Below are 17,394 nucleotides of genomic sequence, written 5' to 3'. Positions count from 1 at the left end.
ACTCACACCTCCGGCCCCAGTGTGGTGGCATCACAGTCCACGTCGATGGACCGGACGAGTGCCAGCACCGCAGAAGCGGCTTGCCTTACCGAATCACGCATCTCCGCACTCAATCCGATTCCGTCGCCGATCGATTTCGCATGTGCCCCCACCACGAACGTCCGCGGGAGTGTTCCGCCGAGGGCCTGCAGGCTGGCAAACACCGAACTCGGATGCATCGAGTGCGCGTCGAAACCTCCTTGCGGGCCTTCACTTTCGGGGTCCACTTCGATGATCGCGAGCTTGCCCGGGACTCCGGTCGCCGGTAAGGCATCGATCAGGACCAGGGCGTCCCACGACTCCAACAAGTCGTACGCCAGATGCACGCCCCGAATCCCGTAGTCGACCAGGCGAGCTCCCGATGGGAGATTCTCATGCTGCAGCGCCCGAACAACTTCGGGGCCGAATCCGTCGTCTTCGAGAAATATGTTTCCGACACCTGCAATCAGCACGCGCACAGCGCTTTACATCTTTCGCATTCGCAGATAGCGCTGGATGTCCGGCATCGACACCACCAGGACGATCGCGGCTGCGATCGCGGTGGCGCCGAGAAGTGCCGTCGACAGCAATCCCATGCTCCTCATGGCGAGTTCTCCTCTCGATAGCTGTGAAGTTCGATAGCTGTGAGTACGTCACGCGCTGTCGCGCGGCATCGGCTCTATCTCGTCCGGCGCGAAGTACAGGTAGCGGCCGTACCAGTTGTGCAGATCGGCGGCCGGATCGTCCAACAGTGTCACCCCAACATGAATGTCGCCGTCCACGTCTTCATGAATGGTGGCGACGTGGGCGATCCGGCCGTCGAAGAACAGGTCCTGAGCATCAGCGCGGCGTGAGGGGTGGAGCCGAACCGTACTTCCACCAGAGACACGGACGCCGTTGATCAGAACTGCGTCGGTGCGTGGTTGAACACTGGTGTCGGCTTCCGGGGTCCACCAGTCCACACCGTCAGGCACCTCGGGTATCAGATCAGAACCGGCATTCGAATCTCGCAGCACGCCGTGCAGGCCGGCTAGATCGTCGTCCGTCAATCGCTCACATCGGTCGATGATGTCGGCAGCTCTGGAGTCGGTAGCTCGCGCCCGCGCCTTTTCCTCGTCGGTCATGGCAAGGATTCTCAGGGTGAGAATTTCGTCGATCTCGGTCGAGTCGAAGAGAGATCCCTCGCTCTGCGGCGCAATCTCGGGAAAGTCGTACAGGATGATCGGTGACACCAGAACGGTGGGAGATGTGCCAGGGTGAGTGGGGTCCTCGGTCCCCGCAAGCACCGGATAACAGCGATTTTGCCGCAACTGCTCCGAGTGATCTGCTTCTTCGAACAACGACAGGAACCTCGAGCCTGTGCAGTTCACAATGACGTGAGTCCCCAGCATCGATTGCGCGGTGGCCGTGCCCTTGTCCCGTGCGTCGACGCTCGTGGCGTTCATGATCGTCACGGAAATCACCGTGCGTCCGTCCCCGGCGGAGGCGCTCACTGCCAAGAGGCCATTCACCGGAAGCCGTGTCCGAACGATCCGTCCGACCACCCTGCCCCGAGAGTCCGACAAAGTCTCTCCTTCGACAACTCCGGCCGCACAGAAGGTTTCTTCGACGCCGGCCTCGAGTTCGTCCAGACCCCACGGACCCAACACGATCTCGGACTCGGTGGCTTCGTCCCACGAGATCGACTCCCGCTCGCCGACTACCAACCGATCGACCGGGATCCACGCCCCGCCGGCGCCGAGTCGTTCAACCGTCCGCGACTGGTGGTGCAGAAATCTCACAGTCGCAGAAACTTCGACGCCGTTCCGCTCGAATTCGCCGAGCAGACATTGCGCGGACATCGACGGTTCCTCGCCGACTCCGACCTCGGCGGCGCCGGGCGGTCCGAGAACCCCGAACTGCCAACGGGATTGATTCTTCGCCGAGCCGGCCCGGTAGGGATAGAGAAGATATCCCTCGTACAGGACGGCGTCGGCCACGGCCCGAACGTCGTGATCCATCCCCGTTCGAGTCATCGCGGCACCTGGCTCGCCGTCAGCAACTGCCGCACGGCTGAATCGAGGTCCGTGAGGCCGTGCGCTGCCTTGAACCGCACGAGATCGGCAATCGTCTCATGGTCGAGGCGTGCCCAACCAGACGCCGGATAATGCGCAGCCATCAGCTGTTTCCACACGTCGACCGGCAATTCGTAGGCAGCAGATCTGTCCCACGGGATCTGCTGCACGGAGAACCCACGCGGTCCGTCGGTGAATACCGTGCCGCTCAGTAGAACCACGATCGGAATCGTTCCGTCTCCGAGTGCGTGCATGTACTTCGACGCCGTCACCGAGAAGTCGTACGTACACGCCATGGGCAAGGCCGCGACCGTTGTTCCGGTGAATCCTTGAACGACCGTGGAACATTCCATCCACAGGAAGGTGCGCAGCGTACTCGACCAACGCTCCCGCGGACCGAAGAGATCGCGCAGACCTTCGCCTTCGGCGTCGGAGTACGGTCGGCGGTGTGGTTCGATTCGTACCTGCGCGCGCAGAGCCACCGCACGGACGGTCGTGCCGGTGGATTCCGACATTCTCAATCTCACCGTCAGATTCGGCGTAACCGCGTACGGTTCTACCTCCATGTTGTCGATCGAGAAGTCGAGAACAGTCATGCCGACCTGCTTCGCGCCTCGACGCGCCCGAAGAACTCGTCCACTGCGCGTGCGGCATCCTGGCCACCGTCGAATCCGCGCCACACGGTGCGCAATCGTCCCACCAGTTCGTAACAGGCGTCGATGGGAACAACGAAGCATCTCGGCGATTGTCCTGACGTGGGCACCGACACGATCAACGCCTCGACGTCGGCCCGCATCTGCGCGAGCCCCGGATTCTCCTCGAGCACAGTCTCGAACGAGTCGATGGGCAACTCGGATTCGGTAGCTCCGGCCGGTCCCGGATAGAAGACTATGTACTTGTCGACGAGTGAGTTGCGGAAGAAGAATGCCAGGCCGACGGGGATTTCCAGAGACTCCCACCGGCCAGGGCCGAGGTCGAAGTCCGGAAACTCGAGGTACCGATCGGGAACCGCTTTGTATCGAAGGTCCGCGTCGACCGGTGCAAAGAGTAGATAGCACGGTCGGCACACGCACATCAGGCTCCGGACCTGTACGTCCACGACGTGCTGGTGTTCGTCGCCTATGCCCGCCGCACACATCTCACACCTCGGTCCGGTCGGAACGACACGCGACGAGGCGATTCGTGTGAGCACCTCTCCCACAGTGACTTTCATGACGGGGCTGCGTTCACGGCTAGGTCACCGGTATCACAGACTCGTCAGCAAGCGCGACCGAGAGCACTCCGTCGCGAATCAGCACCGGCACAGGCGCCAGGTGCTCGGAGCCGGTGCCCACCCGCGCTCCCGCCCCGTACACACTGAAGTGGGCAGAGCACGTCGGACAGGTGAGGACAGCGGCGTCTCGGGCAGGACGGCCCATCATGCGTTCGAGCACAGCCCCCGCCATCGAGTGCTCACACACCGGGCAATGGTCGCGATACGCGTACAGATCGTCACCGGAGCGGCAGACCAACAGATCGGTGCCCGACACGCGGAAGCCCGCGACCTCTCCCACCTCGACTTCGGCGAATTCGGGGACCTCCACCCAGTGCGTACCTCCCCCGTCGGCGTGAACGTGCGAGAACAGGGACTCGACCGAAATCACACCCGACTTCAGCTCGTGCGAATCCGGTGTTTCGACGTCGATTCCGGTGGTCTCGGGTGCCGCCGCCTGCACCGCGTCCTGGACCGCGGTTTCGAGGGTCACCGAGGACGAAGGGCAACTGTTACAGCTTCCGAGAAGCCGTAGTCGCACCACGCCGTCCGCCACCTCGATCAGTTCGACGTCGCCTCCGTGCGAACCGAGGTACGGACGCACGCTGTCGAGCGCAGTGCGGACGCGGGTCTCCACGTCGTGCGGGTGAAGTCCGTGCACCAGTAGCAGGCTGGACACCAGATCGTCGCGAACCATCGCATCCATCGTGGCCGGATCTGCCAGAGCGACGGTGCGTTCGAGTGCTGCGCCGTACAACTGCACGACCTCACGCACCAGTTGCTCGGCGCGATCTCTCGCCACCGGGCCTGCGCCGGCGTTGGCCTGCAACAACGTCTCGATGCGCTCACCTGCTCCGCGCCAATAGTCGGCCGATTGCTCCATCGATCACTCCCCGGTCACGGACTGCGTCGGAGAGTGCAACTTCTCCAGGGTCTTGCCACCGCCGAGATACATGTGAACACCACACGGCAGGCAGGGATCGAAACTACGCACGGTCCGCATGATGTCGATGCCCTTGAAGTGGTCTCGATCGTTCTCCTCGAAGATCGGCTGACCCTGCACGGCATCCTCGTACGGACCGGGGGTTCCGTAGCTGTCGCGCGGGCTCGCATTCCACGGTGTCGGTGGGTACGGGTGATAGTTCGCGATTTTTCCGTCACGAATCACCATGTGGTGTGAGAGAACTCCGCGGACGGCTTCGGTGAATCCGCAACCGATACCCTCGTCCGGGACCTCGAACGACTCCCACGTCTTGGTCCGGCCGGCCCGGATCTCGACAAGCGCCTTCTCGGCGAAATGAAGGGCAGCCGCGGCTGCGTATGCCTGGAAATACGTTCGCGCGCGGTTTCTTTCGAGGGTATTGCTGCCATGTTCGGGAATCTTCCACTCGAGCGAGACAGGACCCTTCAGTGCTGTTTTCGGAAGATTGATCTTCACACTGTGTCCGGTCGACTCCAGGTATCCGATGTCGACCAGGCCGGCCAGAGCGGTGCTCCACAGACGAGCCAATGCTCCCCCGCCCGTGTCCAGAGCAAGGTTGTCTTTTCCGTCGAACCATCGCGGTGACATGACCCAGCTGTACTTGTCCTCGAGGTTCCGCTTCTGCGGGTGGGGGTTGGTGTGCTGATTCCACGGGTGCCTGCGATCGACCGGGTTACCCAGCGGATCGGTTTTGACGAACATCTCCTGATCACTCCAGTCCTCGTAATACGAGGAGCCCAGCATGATTCGGATACCGAGGTTGATGTCCACCAGATCCGTGGTGACCAACTTTCCGTCGACAACCACACCGGGAGTGACAAACATCTTCCGGCCCCAGTCGGTCATGTCCTTGTAGGAGAAATTGCAGTACTCGGGGTCTTGGAACGATCCCCAACAACCCAGCAGGGTCCGCCGCAGGCCAACCTTTTCGTAACCAGGCATCGCCTGGTAGAAGAAGTCGAACAGGTCGTCGTGCATCGGCACGACCTTCTTCATGAATTCGACGTACCGCATCAGCCGCGACATGTAGTCCGTCATCAGTTCGATCGTCGCGACGGTGCCGACGCCGCCGGGATAGAGCGTCGACGGGTGAACGTGCCTGCCCTCCATCAAGCAGAACATTTCGCGAGTCGAACGCGAGACTTGCAACGCTTCGCGATAGAACTCACCCGTGAACGGATTGAGAGTCCGCATGATGTCCGCGATCGTGCGATACCCGTGCTGCTCCTCGTGCGGGCAGCGCGTGTTCTCTGCCTGCGCCAGCACACCGGGATTCGTCTCGGAGACCATCTTCTCGCAGTAGTCGACGGCGACAAGATTCTCTTGAAAGATGTTGTGGTCGAACATGTACTCGGCGGCCTCGCCGAGATTGACGATCCACTCGCCCAGATGCGGCGGCTTGACGCCGTACGCCATGTTCTGTGCGTAGCACGAGCATGTGGCGTGATTGTCACCGCAGATGCCGCAGATACGACTGGTGATGAAATGCGCGTCGCGCGGGTCCTTCCCCTTCATGAACAGGGAATACCCGCGAAAGATCGACGACGTGCTGTGGCACTCCACCACTTCGCGATTGGCGAAGTCGATCTTGGTGTAGATGCCCAGACTGCCGACGATTCGGGTGATGGGGTCCCACGCCATCTCGACAAGACCGTCGCGGTCCGCAGTCGAGGTGGGTTCGGGAACGATGGCCGTCATTGCAGTGCCTCCCAGAGACGTTGCTCACGAACTGATTTGAATGTATCCGGTCGGTCACCACGTACGCGTCGCACCAGTGAGTAATTTCGACCCGCGCTCGCGCCAGTGCGGTTCCTTGTCCAACGTGTTTCCGGTGAGCCGGCGGAGACTGTGGATCACGGACCCGTACATTCCCACCGCATTGGTGGAGAGTTTGCCGCCGGGCGGTTCATCCATGAACGGCATGAACTTGTCGGGGAACCCCGGCATCGTGCACCCGATGCAGATCCCGCCGACGTTGGGACACCCGCCGACTCCGTTGATCCAACCACGTTTGGGGACATTGCATTTCACGACCGGTCCCCAACATCCGAGTTTGACGATGCACTTCGGTGACCCGTACTCCGTCGCGAACTCACCCTGCTCGTAGTACCCACCACGGTCACAGCCCTCGTGTACGGTGGCACCGAAAAGCCACTGCGGGCGCAGGGATTCGTCCAAGGGAATCATCGGCGCCTGATCAGTGGCCATGTACAGAAGGTAGGTCAGGGTCTCGGAGAGGTTGTCCGGCTGAATGGGACACCCGGGAACGCAGACGATCGGGATGCCCGCCTTCGATTTCCAGGTCCACCCGAGATAGTCCGGCACGCCCATCGCACCGGTCGGATTGCCGGCCATCGCATGTATGCCGCCGTAGGTCGCGCACGTACCGACCGCAACTACCGCAGTGGCTTTCGGTGCCAGCTTGTCGAGCCATTCGCTCGTGGTGACCGGTTGGCCGGTTTCGCGATTGTTCCCGAAGCCACACCAATACCCCTCGTCGTGAAGTTTCTCGTTCGGTATCGATCCTTCGACGACAAGAACAAAGGGTTCCAGTTCTCCGCGGTCGGCTTTCCAAAACCACTCCAGGAAATCGTCAGCGCCACCCTGCGGTCCGCATTCGAAGTCGATGAGCGGCCAATGAACCGCTACCTGCGGCAGCCCGGGCAAGGCGCCGAGCGCGATCTCCTCGATACTGGGTTGCGTGGCTGCAGTGAGCGCCACCGAATCTCCGTCGCAACTGAGACCGGCATTGATCCACAGCACGTGGATCAGAGTTTCTTCCGCTTTGGCCGCTGCGCTTGCGGGGGTAGCTGCGCTTTCGGAGGCAGGTTCCGCCGTGGTGCCAGCAGTCGATTTTTGTGTGTCCATGTCAGCCGCTTTCACGGGTGCACTTGCGCCTTGACTCTCAGCGCCGCGACTGGCCTGACACGCTATGGCCTCAAGACTCTGTGGCCTCGAATTGCCGCGGCACCGAAACGCTGACGCCACCGGAGTCGAACCTCGGCCCACTTGCGTGGCACCCACTCATTTCATTAACTACCCGAGCAGATCAGTTGTCAACGGCCACCGGAGAAATCGCCGAACGACTACCGATCCACTCGTACCACTCGTCCATGCCCTCACCTGTCGTGGCAGACAAAACAACAACGCGCACAGCAGGATTGAGTATTCTCGCCTGCTCGACGCAGGCATCGACGTCGAACTCGACGTATGGGAGCAAGTCGATCTTGTTGATCACCACGAGGTCCGCGACAGCGAAGATGTGTGGGTACTTTTTCGGCTTGTCTGCCCCCTCCGGCGTCGAAATTAGGACAACCTTGCCTTCCTCGCCGAGGTCGAAGAGCGCGGGGCACACCAGGTTTCCGACGTTTTCGATCAGAAGCAGCGATTCTTCAGCGGGATCCAAGGCGCGCAGTGCGCGGTCGATCATCGCGGCATCGAGGTGACATCCGGCCCCGGTATTCACCTGCACCACCGACGCGCCGGTCTCTCGGATCCGCTCGGCGTCGAGCCGGGTTTCCTGGTCACCTTCGATCACGGCTATCGGTCGCTGACATCCGAGCTCCCGGATGGTTCGCGCCAGCAATGTCGTCTTCCCCGCGCCGGGGGAACTCATGATGTTGAGCGCCGTGATTCGGCGGTTCCGCATCCTCTGACGATTGTGAACCGCAATGCCGTCGTTCTTGGCGAGCACCTGCTGCTCGAGAATCACGGTGTGGTCGGGGTGGCCGCGCTCATGGTCATGCTCGTGACCGTGCCCATGACCGTGCCCATGATCGTCGTGTTCCTGCTCGTGTTCTCCGTCTGCGACTACCGACACCCGAGGTCCTGTGGTGTCCCCGCACCCACACGTCGCGCACATGCTCAGCTCACTTCCATCGACAGGATCCGTAACTCTCGGCCGGCAAGCACCTCGACATCAGCACTGCCGCATTCACACAGCAAGAACATGTCGGGCGGCGAGAACATCACGCCGCAGCTTTTGCATCGCGCGCTGGTTGCAATCTCATCGATGTGCAAGCTGGCACCTTCGGCGTGAGTACCCGCGGTGACGACGTCGAAGCAGAACAGCAGAGAGTGTGGAACCACCGCGCAGAGTTGCCCTACTTCAAGCCGCACGCTCGATACTCGTCGCTCGCCGGCACGCTCACACACGGCTTCGACCACACTCTGCGCAATGGACAGCTCGTGCACGGTGAAACCCACGATTCGTGATCCGGAAACCTCCCTTCCACGATAAGCACCAACGGTCTCTGTGCGTAACCCGTACACGAAAACAGGCTGCGATCCGCAACTATTGCGGATCGCAGCCTGTGACAGCGTTATTCGTGTGACGAACGCCGGCGAGAAGGATTACGGGTTCGGAACCGGCACCTTCGTCGTCGTGGTCGTCGACGTCACTGTCGTAGTCGGGGGCGCCGTCGTTGCATCCGTTCCCGCTACCGGTGTGGTCGGAACTGTCGACGTCGGCGTCACTGCCGCCGAACCCGTCGGAGTGGCAACCGCTCCCGATGTGACCGACGCCGATCCTGCCGCAGGCACCTGTGACGTGGTTGCGGGCGCTCCAGCAGATCCCGTGGAGCCAGTGGTCCCGGCCGGTGCCTGACCGGTTCCGGTGCCTTCAGCCACCGCGGCGTCGCCCTCAGCATTGCCGTCAGCCATGTAGGCATCGACAGCAGCACTGATCTGTTCCGGGGTCGGCTTCGCAGTTGTGTCGACGGGCTTTCCTTCCTTCGCCTGCTGGGCGAGGTAGGTGAGCCAGGCCGCTGCGTACTCAGCTGAAGTCAACGGCTTGCCGTTGGCCGCATCCGCATCTCGCCAGTAATCGAAGTGGTGTCCGACGTCTGGAGCGAGTGTCTGCTGGTAGGGGTCGCTCAAGATCACGGGAATCGTGTTCTGGTTGGTAGCAATCAGACCGACAATCTCCTTGAAAAGCTTCTGCGGCAGATATGCCAGCGGAGACACCTTGTCGGTGGACACCGTCTCGCCCTCGGCTACCGGCGCCGGCGCGGGTGTTTTTCCGGGCTTGTACTCCGGATCCGAGACCTTGAGCATCACCTGAAGGAATGTCTCGTCACTCTGCATCCAGTTGGGATTGGACGAAATGTCTGCGAACGCCTCGAAGACGATCTGGCCGAACACCACCGCGACGTCCTGACCGGTGGCCGGGTTCAGACCCTGCGCTTCGAGTTGGTCGATGTTCAACTGCCGACCGACATTTGCCGCCAAGATCAACAGAGAGATGTTGCTGGGAGCCGAGCAGGTGAAGTCACCGTCCGAGCAGAAGGACGCGACCTTGCCGTTCAGCTTGCCGAAACCTCCGGCAGTGCCGGGGAGTACACCTTCGCCAGGTGTCGCGGAGGTTCCGTTCTGGTACTTCGTATTGAAGTTATCCGGGTTCGTGAACGGATTCGTGGCACCGAGGAACGTGCCGTCGCCCGCTTCACGGCCTGCATCCGCCAGCATGACCACACCGACAACCTTGTCCGGGTCGACCCCGAACTCGTTGTTCTCCTGCGTACCGATGTCCATCGCGACGCGACGCACCACATCGGCGCCTTCGCTGTACCCGACGATCGAGAACTGAGTCTTCGGGCATTCCTTGGCGATGGCACTCATCACGGACTGCGTATTTGCAGCGCCGGCAGCGACGGCATCCTCGTAGGACGCCATGTTGGCCGGGTACGCGATATACACAGCCGCGTACGAGCCGGGCTTGTTCGCGTTGACGGAGCCTGCCGGGTTGATCACCTGGTCGACGCGTTCACTCTTGTAGTCACCGGACAGGGCGGCCGGCAGCGGCTTCCCGTCGGCTCCCAGCAACATCTTCACCGTCGAAGCGTCCGGTGTGTCGTGTCGACCGGCAACCGCGATGCTGACCATGTCGTGACACTCGGTGACCGACGACGTCAATTGTGTCTCGATCGTGCGTGACTCCGGAGAGTCCACAGCGACCGCAACCGCGACCAGTGCGGCCACGCCGAGCGCTGCGGGCGCTACTGCACCCGCCAGTATTCGATGTCGCGAAAAGAACCCACGAACCGGCATATCTTCTCCCCAATCAACTTTTGGAAAACGTACGACCGACCCCCGGGGCGTCACGCAACGTCATTCGAGTAGTCGTCCAGTACGAGAGGAGCGTTACAACGGGTAACGATTTTCCGTGGCGACTCGGGAGGGAATCGGGGGCGCAAACGCCTCATTTCCGCTGCATAACACCGACGTGCACCTACTCCGCGTCGAAGATAATGACCTGTCGGATTGCTTTTCCGTCGGCGAGTTCGTCCATACCCGAATTGATGTCGGCCAATTCGATTCGCGAGGAAATGAGCTTCTCGACCGGCAGCTTCCCGTCGCGCCACAACTGCGCGTAGATCGGGATGTCGCGGGACGGGACCGCAGATCCCAGGTAGCTGCCGATAATGGTCCGCGCTTCGGCGACCAGTCCGAGAGGTGAGATCGACGAGCGCGCGTCAGGCGCCGGCAACCCGACCGTGACGGTCGTGCCACCCGCTGCCGTCGCAGCCACCGCTGTCTCGAAGGCCCGAGCATTTCCCGCGGCCTCGACGACGATGTCTGCGCGAACGCCACTCTCGGACAGGCCGGACGGTGTGAAGACCTCGGTCGCGCCCAGTTCCAGCGCCTGAGCCAGCTTGGATTCCAGTGCGTCGACACCGATGACGTTCTCGACCCCGAGTGCCCTCGCCGTCAGGATTGCGGCCATCCCGACGCCACCCAAGCCGACCACCATCACGGTGTCTGCCGGGCGAGGCTTCGCCGCGTTGAGGAGCGCTCCCCCACCGGTCAACACCGCACAACCGAGTACGGCTGCAATTTCGGCCGGGATGTCGTCGTCGACGGGAACAACCGACTTGGCGTTGACCACAGCATGCGTCGCGAAACCCGAAACACCGAGATGATGTTTGACGTTCTCGCCGGAGCGCCGCAGTCGATGCGCGCCACCGAGCAAACTGCCGTCGTTGTTGGCAGCGCTACCCACCGTGCAAGGCATCCGGCCGTCAGTGGCGCATCCCGCACATTCACCGCACCGTGGAAGAAAAGTCATCACGACGCGGGTGCCCACCGACAACGAATCAACTCCGTCGCCGAGTTCGATGATTCGACCTGCCGCCTCATGGCCCAACAACATCGGCACGGGTCGTACCCGATTGCCGTCGACCACGGAGAGGTCGGAGTGACAAAGCCCGGCAGCTTCGATCTTGACCAGGATCTCACCCGGGCCCGGGGATTCGAGGTCGAGTTCCGAAATCGAAATCGGAGTCGACTCTGCGAAGGGACGCTTCCGGCCGATCTCTTCGAGCACTGCACCACGGATCTTCAACTGTACACCCCGATTTCGATAGTTCGAACTACTTGCCCACGATCCCGCGTACCGACGCGGGGAGGTCACGAACCCGCTTGTACGGACCCACGACGGCGGCTGCAAACGGCCTCGTCAAGAGCACCTGCGCCACCTCGAGCACCTCTTCGGAGGTGACTGCGTCGATGGTCGCGAGCGTCTGCGCAACACTGCGATGGTTGCCGTAGTTCAGTTCGCTGCGACCGATACGGTTCATGCGTGAGCCTGAATCTTCCAGTGCCAGAACCAATCCGCCGCGCAGCGATCCCTTGGCGCGGGCGATCTCGGCATCGGTGATTCCGTCCGTCGCCACGTTCGCGAGTACCTCGCGGATAACCGTGGCAACCTCCCCGAGGTTCTCCGGCTGGCAACCTGCATACACGGAGAACGCTCCGGTGTCCGCGAAGGTGTCGACGCCGGAATAGACGGAGTACGCCAGCCCGCGCTTCTCCCGAATCTCTTGGAACAGACGAGAACTCAGCCCACCGCCCACTGCGGCGTTGAGCACCGACAGCGCCCAGCGATGGCCCTCGTGCCGGCCGAACGCGCGTACCCCGAGCGCAAGGTGGACCTGCTCGCTGTCGCGGTGGGTCAAGCTCAGTTCAGGCATCGTTCGCAAACGCAGAGTGCCTTCGCGCCGCGGCGTCGGCTTGACCCCGCGCTCGAGATGTCCGGCAAATGCACGGCGAGCGAGCGTCACAACCTGCTTGTGGTCGACGTTTCCCGCTACGGCCAGCACCATCCGCTGCGGTGTGTAACGCCGAACATGGAAGGAATGCAACTGATTGCGCGACATCGACTCGATCGATTCGACGCTACCGATGATCGGACGGCCGACAGGATGATCGCCGAACAACGCGGTCAGGAACGCGTCGCCGAGCAAGTCTTCCGGATCGTCGTCACGCATCGCGATCTCTTCGAGCACTACTTGCCGCTCGACATCGACGTCCGCGGTTCTGCAACGCCCTCGCAGCACGACGTCGGCGACAAGGTCAACCGCCATCGGAAGGTCGTCGTCGATCACGTGCGCGTAGAAACAGGTGTGTTCCTTCGACGTGAATGCATTGAGTTCGCCGCCCACACCATCCATGACCTGCGCGATGTCCAACGCCGTCCGTGACGGCGTCGACTTGAACAGCAGGTGCTCGAGAAAATGCGCGGCACCGGCCACACTCGGCTGCTCGTCGCGCGAGCCGACTCCGACCCACACACCGACGGAGGCGGAACGCACACCGGGAATGAACTCGGTGACGACGCGCAGGCCGCCGGGAAGGACCGTGCGCTGTACTCCGGATTCGGGAGTCGCATCGATCGGCGATTTCAGCACAGCGCTGCGGCTGCGCGTGGTGTTGGGAGTGGTCTTTGCCATGAAAAGGTTCAGCAGTCCTCGGTGCAAGTGGTCAATCAGGTATCTACAGGCTCTGTGTCTACAGACAGTACAGATGCGGCCCCGCACGGAAATCCGCGCGGGGCCGCATCAGAGTACGAAGTGAGATCTACTCGGAAGCAGCCTCGTCGGCGGCCGGAGCGGCAGCCTCGTCGTTGCCCTCTTCGACCGGGATCAGCGAGATCTTGCCGCGAGCATCGATGTCGGCGATCTCGACGCGGATCTTGGATCCGACGTTGACCACGTCTTCGACCTTGGCAATGCGCTTACCGCTGCCCAGCTTCGAGATGTGCACCAGTCCGTCGCGTCCCGGCAGGAGCGAAACGAAGGCACCGAAGGCGGTGGTCTTGACGACCGTGCCCAGGAACCGCTCGCCGACCTTGGGGAGCTGCGGGTTGGCAATGGCGTTGATCATGTCGATCGCGGCCTGTGCAGACGGTCCATCGGTGGCGCCGACGAACACGGTGCCGTCGTCTTCGATGGAGATGTTGGCACCGGTCTGCTCGGTGATGGAGTTGATCATCTTGCCCTTGGGGCCGATGACCTCACCGATCTTGTCGACGGGGACCTTGATGGCCGTCACGCGGGGAGCGAACGGGCTCATCTCGTCCGGGGTGTCGATGGCTTCCGCCATGACCTCGAGGATCGTGGTCCGTGCGTCCTTGGCCTGCGAGAGTGCACCGGCAAGGACCTGCGACGGGATGCCGTCGAGCTTCGTGTCCAGCTGCAGGGCCGTGACGAAGTCCTTGGTACCTGCGACCTTGAAGTCCATGTCGCCGAAGGCGTCTTCGGCGCCGAGGATGTCGGTCAGCGCGACGTAGCGGGTTTCGCCGTCGACCTGGTCGGAAACCAGACCCATGGCGATACCGGCAACCGGAGCGCGAAGCGGCACACCGGCGTTGAGCAGTGCGAGCGTGGACGCGCACACCGAGCCCATCGAGGTGGAACCGTTGGAGCTCAGAGCCTCGGAGACCTGGCGAATCGCGTAAGGGAACTCTTCGACGCTGGGCAGAACCGGCATGAGAGCGCGCTCGGCGAGTGCACCGTGACCGATTTCGCGACGCTTCGGCGAACCGACGCGGCCCGTCTCACCGGTGGAGTACGGCGGGAAGTTGTAATGATGCATGTAGCGCTTGGTGGTCTCGGGACCGAGCGAGTCGACCTGCTGAGCCATCTTCACCATGTCGAGAGTGGTCACACCCAGGATCTGGGTCTCGCCACGCTCGAACAGTGCGGAGCCGTGTGCGCGCGGGATGATCGCAACCTCGGCGGACAGCGAACGGATGTCCGTGACGCCGCGGCCGTCGATGCGGAACTGATCGCGCAGGATGCGCTGGCGAACCAGCTTCTTGGTGAGCGAGCGGAACGCTGCTCCCAGTTCCTTCTCGCGGCCTTCGAAGTTGGGTGCAACCTGCTCGAGAACCTCGACCTTGACCTCGTCGGTCTTGTCGTCGCGTTCCTGCTTGCCGGCGATTGTCAGTGCGGCATTGAGCTTTTCGGACGCAGCAGCCTCGACGGCAGCAAAAACGTCGTCCTGGTACGCCGGGAAGACCGGGTAGTCACCCGTGGGCTTTGCAGCCTTGGATGCAAGTGCTGCCTGTGCAGCGCACAGGCGTGCGATGAACGGCTTGGCGGCCTCGAGGCCCTCGGCGACAATGGCCTCGGTCGGTGCCTGAGCGCCGTCGGCGATCTTCGCGATGACGTTGTCGGTGGCCTCGGCCTCGACCATCATGATCGCGACGTCGGCGTTGTCACCGCTACCGGAAACGACGCGGCCGGCGACGACCATGTCGAAGACGGCGTTCTCGAGCTGATCGACCGTCGGGAATGCAACCCACTGGCCGGTCTTGTTCTCGTCCGAGACGATGAGTGCAACGCGCACGCCACCGACGGGTCCGGAGAACGGCAGGCCCGCGATCTGCGTCGACGCGGAAGCAGCGTTGATGGCCACGACGTCGTACAGATCCTGCGGGTTGAGGCTCATGACCGTGACGACGACCTGGATCTCGTTACGGAGACCGTCGACGAAGGACGGGCGCAGCGGCCGGTCGATGAGGCGGCAAGTCAGGATCGCGTCGGTGGAGGGGCGTCCCTCACGACGGAAGAACGAACCGGGGATGCGGCCCGCTGCGTACATACGCTCTTCGACGTCCACCGTCAGGGGGAAGAAGTCGAAGTGCTCCTTGGGGTGCTTGCTGGCGCTCGTGGCGGACAGCAGCATGGTCTCGTCGTCCAGGTAAGCAACGACGGCGCCGGCGGCCTGCTGAGCAAGGCGTCCGGTCTCGAAACGGATGGTGCGGGTACCGAAGGACCCGTTGTCGATCACGGCGGTGGATTCGAACACGCCTTCGTCGACCTCTACTACGGAATTCTCTGTCATTCTTTTCTCTTCACTTCCCTCTCGTCTTCGCCGTACCCGCGCGGGCGTTTCCACCCTCCTGGTGGAAACTGCGCACCGAGGGACGTCCCCCTCTTGAATTGCAGACGCTCCTTGCGATGCGAGCGATTTCTGCTTCGGGACGTCACGACGTTCGGGCGGCCGTCGATCGAAGTCCGCCGGAGCTTTCGGGCACTTGCCCGGTCCGGAGAACCACTACCGACAACCGACACCACGTTCTCTGGTGCATACGGTGTGCTGGCTGCGCACTGCACAACTGCGCATAAACAACTGCGCCTGGACAACTGTGCATAGCGCCGACAGCGGAAACTGCCTTGCGGCAGCTAACGCCGAAAGCCAGCGAAGCCAAGTATATGCGTGGCTTCGCCGGCTGACGGAGTGTTCGGCAAACCGAAGCATGCCGTGTTGCTTTCGATCAGCGTCGTGAGAAAAATCTAGCGACGCAGGCCGAGACGCTCGATGAGCGTGCGGTAGCGAGCGACGTCGGTCTTTGCCACGTACTTCAGCAGACGACGACGGCGACCGACCATCAAGAGCAGTCCACGACGCGAGTGGTGGTCATGCTTGTGGGTCTTGAGGTGCTCGGTGAGATCGGTGATGCGCTTGGTGAGCATTGCCACCTGAGCTTCAGGCGATCCCGTGTCGGTCTCGTGCAAGCCGTACTCGCCGAGAACGGCCTTCTTTTCTTCCGTGGTCAATGCCACTTGATTCACTCCTGTGATGACGTTTGCGTGAAAGGAACTAGATCGGGCGCGGCCACCGCAAACCGCAGCACGCACCGAGAGAAGATCCTACCAGCAGCAATGAGGCGCTCTCGCCCACCTGGAGCGAATGTGGCGGCCGCCACTGACACAGGAGGAACTCAACCGACGCTACGTTCTGCATCCTCACTCAGAATCCGGCGTGCGCGTTCGACATCTCGGTTCATCGCCGTGATGAGCGACTCGATCGAGTCGAACTTCTCCATACCGCGAATCCGCGAAACCAGGTCGACCGCGACGTGTTGTCCGTACAGGTCTGCTTCGGTGTCGAGAACGTATGCCTCGACGGTTCGGGTCCGGCCGGAGAAGGTCGGATTGGTACCCACAGACACCGCGGCTTGGTATCGGCGACCGGGAACGACGGTTCCGAGTTCCTCGCCGGCACCGAGCACCGTGAACCACGCCGCGTACACGCCGTCGGCCGGAATCGCCGAAAACATCGGCGGTGCAACGTTGGCCGTCGGGAACCCCAACTCGCGTCCACGCTTGTCACCGTGGACGACCACACCTTCGACACGATGTGGACGGCCCAGAGCTTCGGTAGCCGCTTCCATGTCGCCTGCGTCGACGCACGAGCGGATGTAGGTCGACGAGAACGTCACCGCATGCTCGGCGAGCAGCTGGACGCCGTCGACGGCAAAGCCGAAGCGAGCGCCCATTTCACGAAGAAGATCGACATTGCCGAGCGCCTTCTTGCCGAAGGTGAAGTTGTCCCCCACCACGACCTCGGCGACATGTAGACGTTCGACGAGAATCTCGTGGACGTAGCGCTCCGGCGTCAGCTTCATGAAATCAGCGGTGAACGGCATCACGCAGAACACGTCGATGCCCAGATCCTGAGCCAATTCCGCACGCCGTTGCAGCGTCGTCAACTGGGCTGGATGACTACCCGGCCGCACAACCTCCATGGGATGCGGGTCGAACGTCATCAACACGCTCGGAACACCACGTTTGCGGGCAGCGGTAACCGCTCTCGCTATCAATTGGGCATGCCCACGATGCACACCGTCGAACACACCGATAGTGAGCACACAACGACCCCAATCGGCCGGAACTTCGTCGAGACCACGCCATCTCAGCACGATTGGCAGCCTACGGGTCCACCGGCGGCGGGTCACGTTCGGACCCGCCCAGCGAATCACCGCTGTGCTGCCGCTCACGTACGGAAGTTCCGGATTTCGT

The 17,394-nt window shown here is 62.2% G+C and carries 16 protein-coding genes; all 16 read right to left on the bottom strand.

Translation table 11 applies throughout. The annotated features are described in order from the left end of the window. Window positions 1-2: 2 nt before the first annotated feature. Window positions 3-497, bottom strand: coding sequence for a hydrogenase maturation protease (locus KTR60_RS12730; RefSeq protein ID WP_030535599.1), 495 nt, complete (start codon window positions 495-497; stop codon window positions 3-5). Between the two features lie 6 nt (window positions 498-503). Further along, window positions 504-623 carry a DUF6893 family small protein gene (locus KTR60_RS29320; RefSeq protein ID WP_003942178.1) on the bottom strand — a complete coding sequence of 40 codons (120 nt, stop codon included), beginning with the start codon at window positions 621-623 and terminating at the stop codon, window positions 504-506. A gap of 48 nt (window positions 624-671) precedes the next feature. Beyond that, window positions 672-2,033, bottom strand: a complete 1,362-nt coding sequence (locus KTR60_RS12725; RefSeq protein WP_030535600.1) for a hypothetical protein — start codon at window positions 2,031-2,033, stop codon at window positions 672-674. Continuing rightward, window positions 2,030-2,668 carry a DUF6084 family protein gene (locus KTR60_RS12720; RefSeq protein ID WP_228402209.1) on the bottom strand — a complete coding sequence of 213 codons (639 nt, stop codon included), beginning with the start codon at window positions 2,666-2,668 and terminating at the stop codon, window positions 2,030-2,032. Before KTR60_RS12720 ends, KTR60_RS12725 begins: the two co-directional genes overlap by 4 nt. After that, complete coding sequence (locus tag KTR60_RS12715; RefSeq protein ID WP_030535601.1) at window positions 2,665-3,285, bottom strand: DUF5947 family protein; 621 nt, start codon at window positions 3,283-3,285, stop codon at window positions 2,665-2,667. Before KTR60_RS12715 ends, KTR60_RS12720 begins: the two co-directional genes overlap by 4 nt. A gap of 19 nt (window positions 3,286-3,304) precedes the next feature. Then, window positions 3,305-4,207 (bottom strand): NifU family protein, encoded by a 903-nt coding sequence (locus tag KTR60_RS12710; RefSeq protein WP_030535602.1) that lies wholly within the window; start codon window positions 4,205-4,207, stop codon window positions 3,305-3,307. Window positions 4,208-4,210: 3 nt separating this feature from the next. Continuing rightward, complete coding sequence (locus KTR60_RS12705; RefSeq protein ID WP_007735075.1) at window positions 4,211-6,004, bottom strand: nickel-dependent hydrogenase large subunit; 1,794 nt, start codon at window positions 6,002-6,004, stop codon at window positions 4,211-4,213. A gap of 54 nt (window positions 6,005-6,058) precedes the next feature. Next, on the bottom strand, window positions 6,059-7,174 hold the full coding sequence (locus tag KTR60_RS12700; protein WP_030535603.1) for a hydrogenase expression protein HypE: 1,116 nt from the start codon (window positions 7,172-7,174) through the stop codon (window positions 6,059-6,061). 181 nt (window positions 7,175-7,355) lie between these two features. Next, window positions 7,356-8,168 carry a hydrogenase nickel incorporation protein HypB gene (hypB, locus tag KTR60_RS12695; RefSeq protein WP_228402208.1) on the bottom strand — a complete coding sequence of 271 codons (813 nt, stop codon included), beginning with the start codon at window positions 8,166-8,168 and terminating at the stop codon, window positions 7,356-7,358. Window positions 8,169-8,170: 2 nt separating this feature from the next. Continuing rightward, window positions 8,171-8,500: a hydrogenase maturation nickel metallochaperone HypA gene (gene hypA, locus KTR60_RS12690; RefSeq protein WP_073512368.1), complete on the bottom strand. Its 330-nt coding sequence runs from the start codon at window positions 8,498-8,500 to the stop codon at window positions 8,171-8,173. A 159-nt stretch (window positions 8,501-8,659) separates the two neighbouring features. Continuing rightward, window positions 8,660-10,354, bottom strand: coding sequence for a cutinase family protein (locus KTR60_RS12685; protein ID WP_007735070.1), 1,695 nt, complete (start codon window positions 10,352-10,354; stop codon window positions 8,660-8,662). A 181-nt stretch (window positions 10,355-10,535) separates the two neighbouring features. Next, the gene (locus KTR60_RS12680) at window positions 10,536-11,648 is read right to left on the bottom strand and encodes an alcohol dehydrogenase catalytic domain-containing protein (RefSeq protein WP_007735068.1); all 1,113 of its coding nucleotides are present in this window, start codon (window positions 11,646-11,648) and stop codon (window positions 10,536-10,538) included. Window positions 11,649-11,676: 28 nt separating this feature from the next. Next, window positions 11,677-13,035: a M16 family metallopeptidase gene (locus KTR60_RS12675; RefSeq protein ID WP_030535606.1), complete on the bottom strand. Its 1,359-nt coding sequence runs from the start codon at window positions 13,033-13,035 to the stop codon at window positions 11,677-11,679. 127 nt (window positions 13,036-13,162) lie between these two features. Next, window positions 13,163-15,433: a polyribonucleotide nucleotidyltransferase gene (locus tag KTR60_RS12670; protein WP_003942275.1), complete on the bottom strand. Its 2,271-nt coding sequence runs from the start codon at window positions 15,431-15,433 to the stop codon at window positions 13,163-13,165. 452 nt (window positions 15,434-15,885) lie between these two features. Next, the gene (gene rpsO / locus KTR60_RS12665; RefSeq protein WP_007735061.1) at window positions 15,886-16,155 is read right to left on the bottom strand and encodes a 30S ribosomal protein S15; all 270 of its coding nucleotides are present in this window, start codon (window positions 16,153-16,155) and stop codon (window positions 15,886-15,888) included. A gap of 158 nt (window positions 16,156-16,313) precedes the next feature. Continuing rightward, window positions 16,314-17,294 carry a bifunctional riboflavin kinase/FAD synthetase gene (locus tag KTR60_RS12660; RefSeq protein ID WP_003942148.1) on the bottom strand — a complete coding sequence of 327 codons (981 nt, stop codon included), beginning with the start codon at window positions 17,292-17,294 and terminating at the stop codon, window positions 16,314-16,316. Window positions 17,295-17,394 lie beyond the last annotated feature (100 nt).

This window comes from Rhodococcus sp. C1 (genome assembly GCF_020809065.1).
GTDB classification, from domain to species: Bacteria; Actinomycetota; Actinomycetes; order Mycobacteriales; family Mycobacteriaceae; genus Rhodococcus_F; species Rhodococcus_F qingshengii.
This window is presented reverse-complemented; position numbering and strand designations above follow the sequence as displayed.

Bases quoted from the DNA above. Each gene is read 5' to 3' on its own strand.
- KTR60_RS29320 (WP_003942178.1), bottom strand. From the start codon at position 623: ATGAGGAGCATGGGATTGCTGTCGACGGCACTTCTCGGCGCCACCGCG.
- KTR60_RS12725 (WP_030535600.1), bottom strand. From the start codon at position 2,033: ATGACTCGAACGGGGATGGATCACGACGTTCGGGCCGTGGCCGACGCC.
- KTR60_RS12720 (WP_228402209.1), bottom strand. From the start codon at position 2,668: ATGACTGTTCTCGACTTCTCGATCGACAACATGGAGGTAGAACCGTAC.
- KTR60_RS12715 (WP_030535601.1), bottom strand. From the start codon at position 3,285: ATGAAAGTCACTGTGGGAGAGGTGCTCACACGAATCGCCTCGTCGCGT.
- KTR60_RS12710 (WP_030535602.1), bottom strand. From the start codon at position 4,207: ATGGAGCAATCGGCCGACTATTGGCGCGGAGCAGGTGAGCGCATCGAG.
- KTR60_RS12705 (WP_007735075.1), bottom strand. From the start codon at position 6,004: ATGACGGCCATCGTTCCCGAACCCACCTCGACTGCGGACCGCGACGGT.
- KTR60_RS12700 (WP_030535603.1), bottom strand. From the start codon at position 7,174: ATGGACACACAAAAATCGACTGCTGGCACCACGGCGGAACCTGCCTCC.
- hypB (WP_228402208.1), bottom strand. From the start codon at position 8,168: ATGTGCGCGACGTGTGGGTGCGGGGACACCACAGGACCTCGGGTGTCG.
- KTR60_RS12685 (WP_007735070.1), bottom strand. From the start codon at position 10,354: ATGCCGGTTCGTGGGTTCTTTTCGCGACATCGAATACTGGCGGGTGCA.
- KTR60_RS12675 (WP_030535606.1), bottom strand. From the start codon at position 13,035: ATGGCAAAGACCACTCCCAACACCACGCGCAGCCGCAGCGCTGTGCTG.
- KTR60_RS12670 (WP_003942275.1), bottom strand. From the start codon at position 15,433: ATGACAGAGAATTCCGTAGTAGAGGTCGACGAAGGCGTGTTCGAATCC.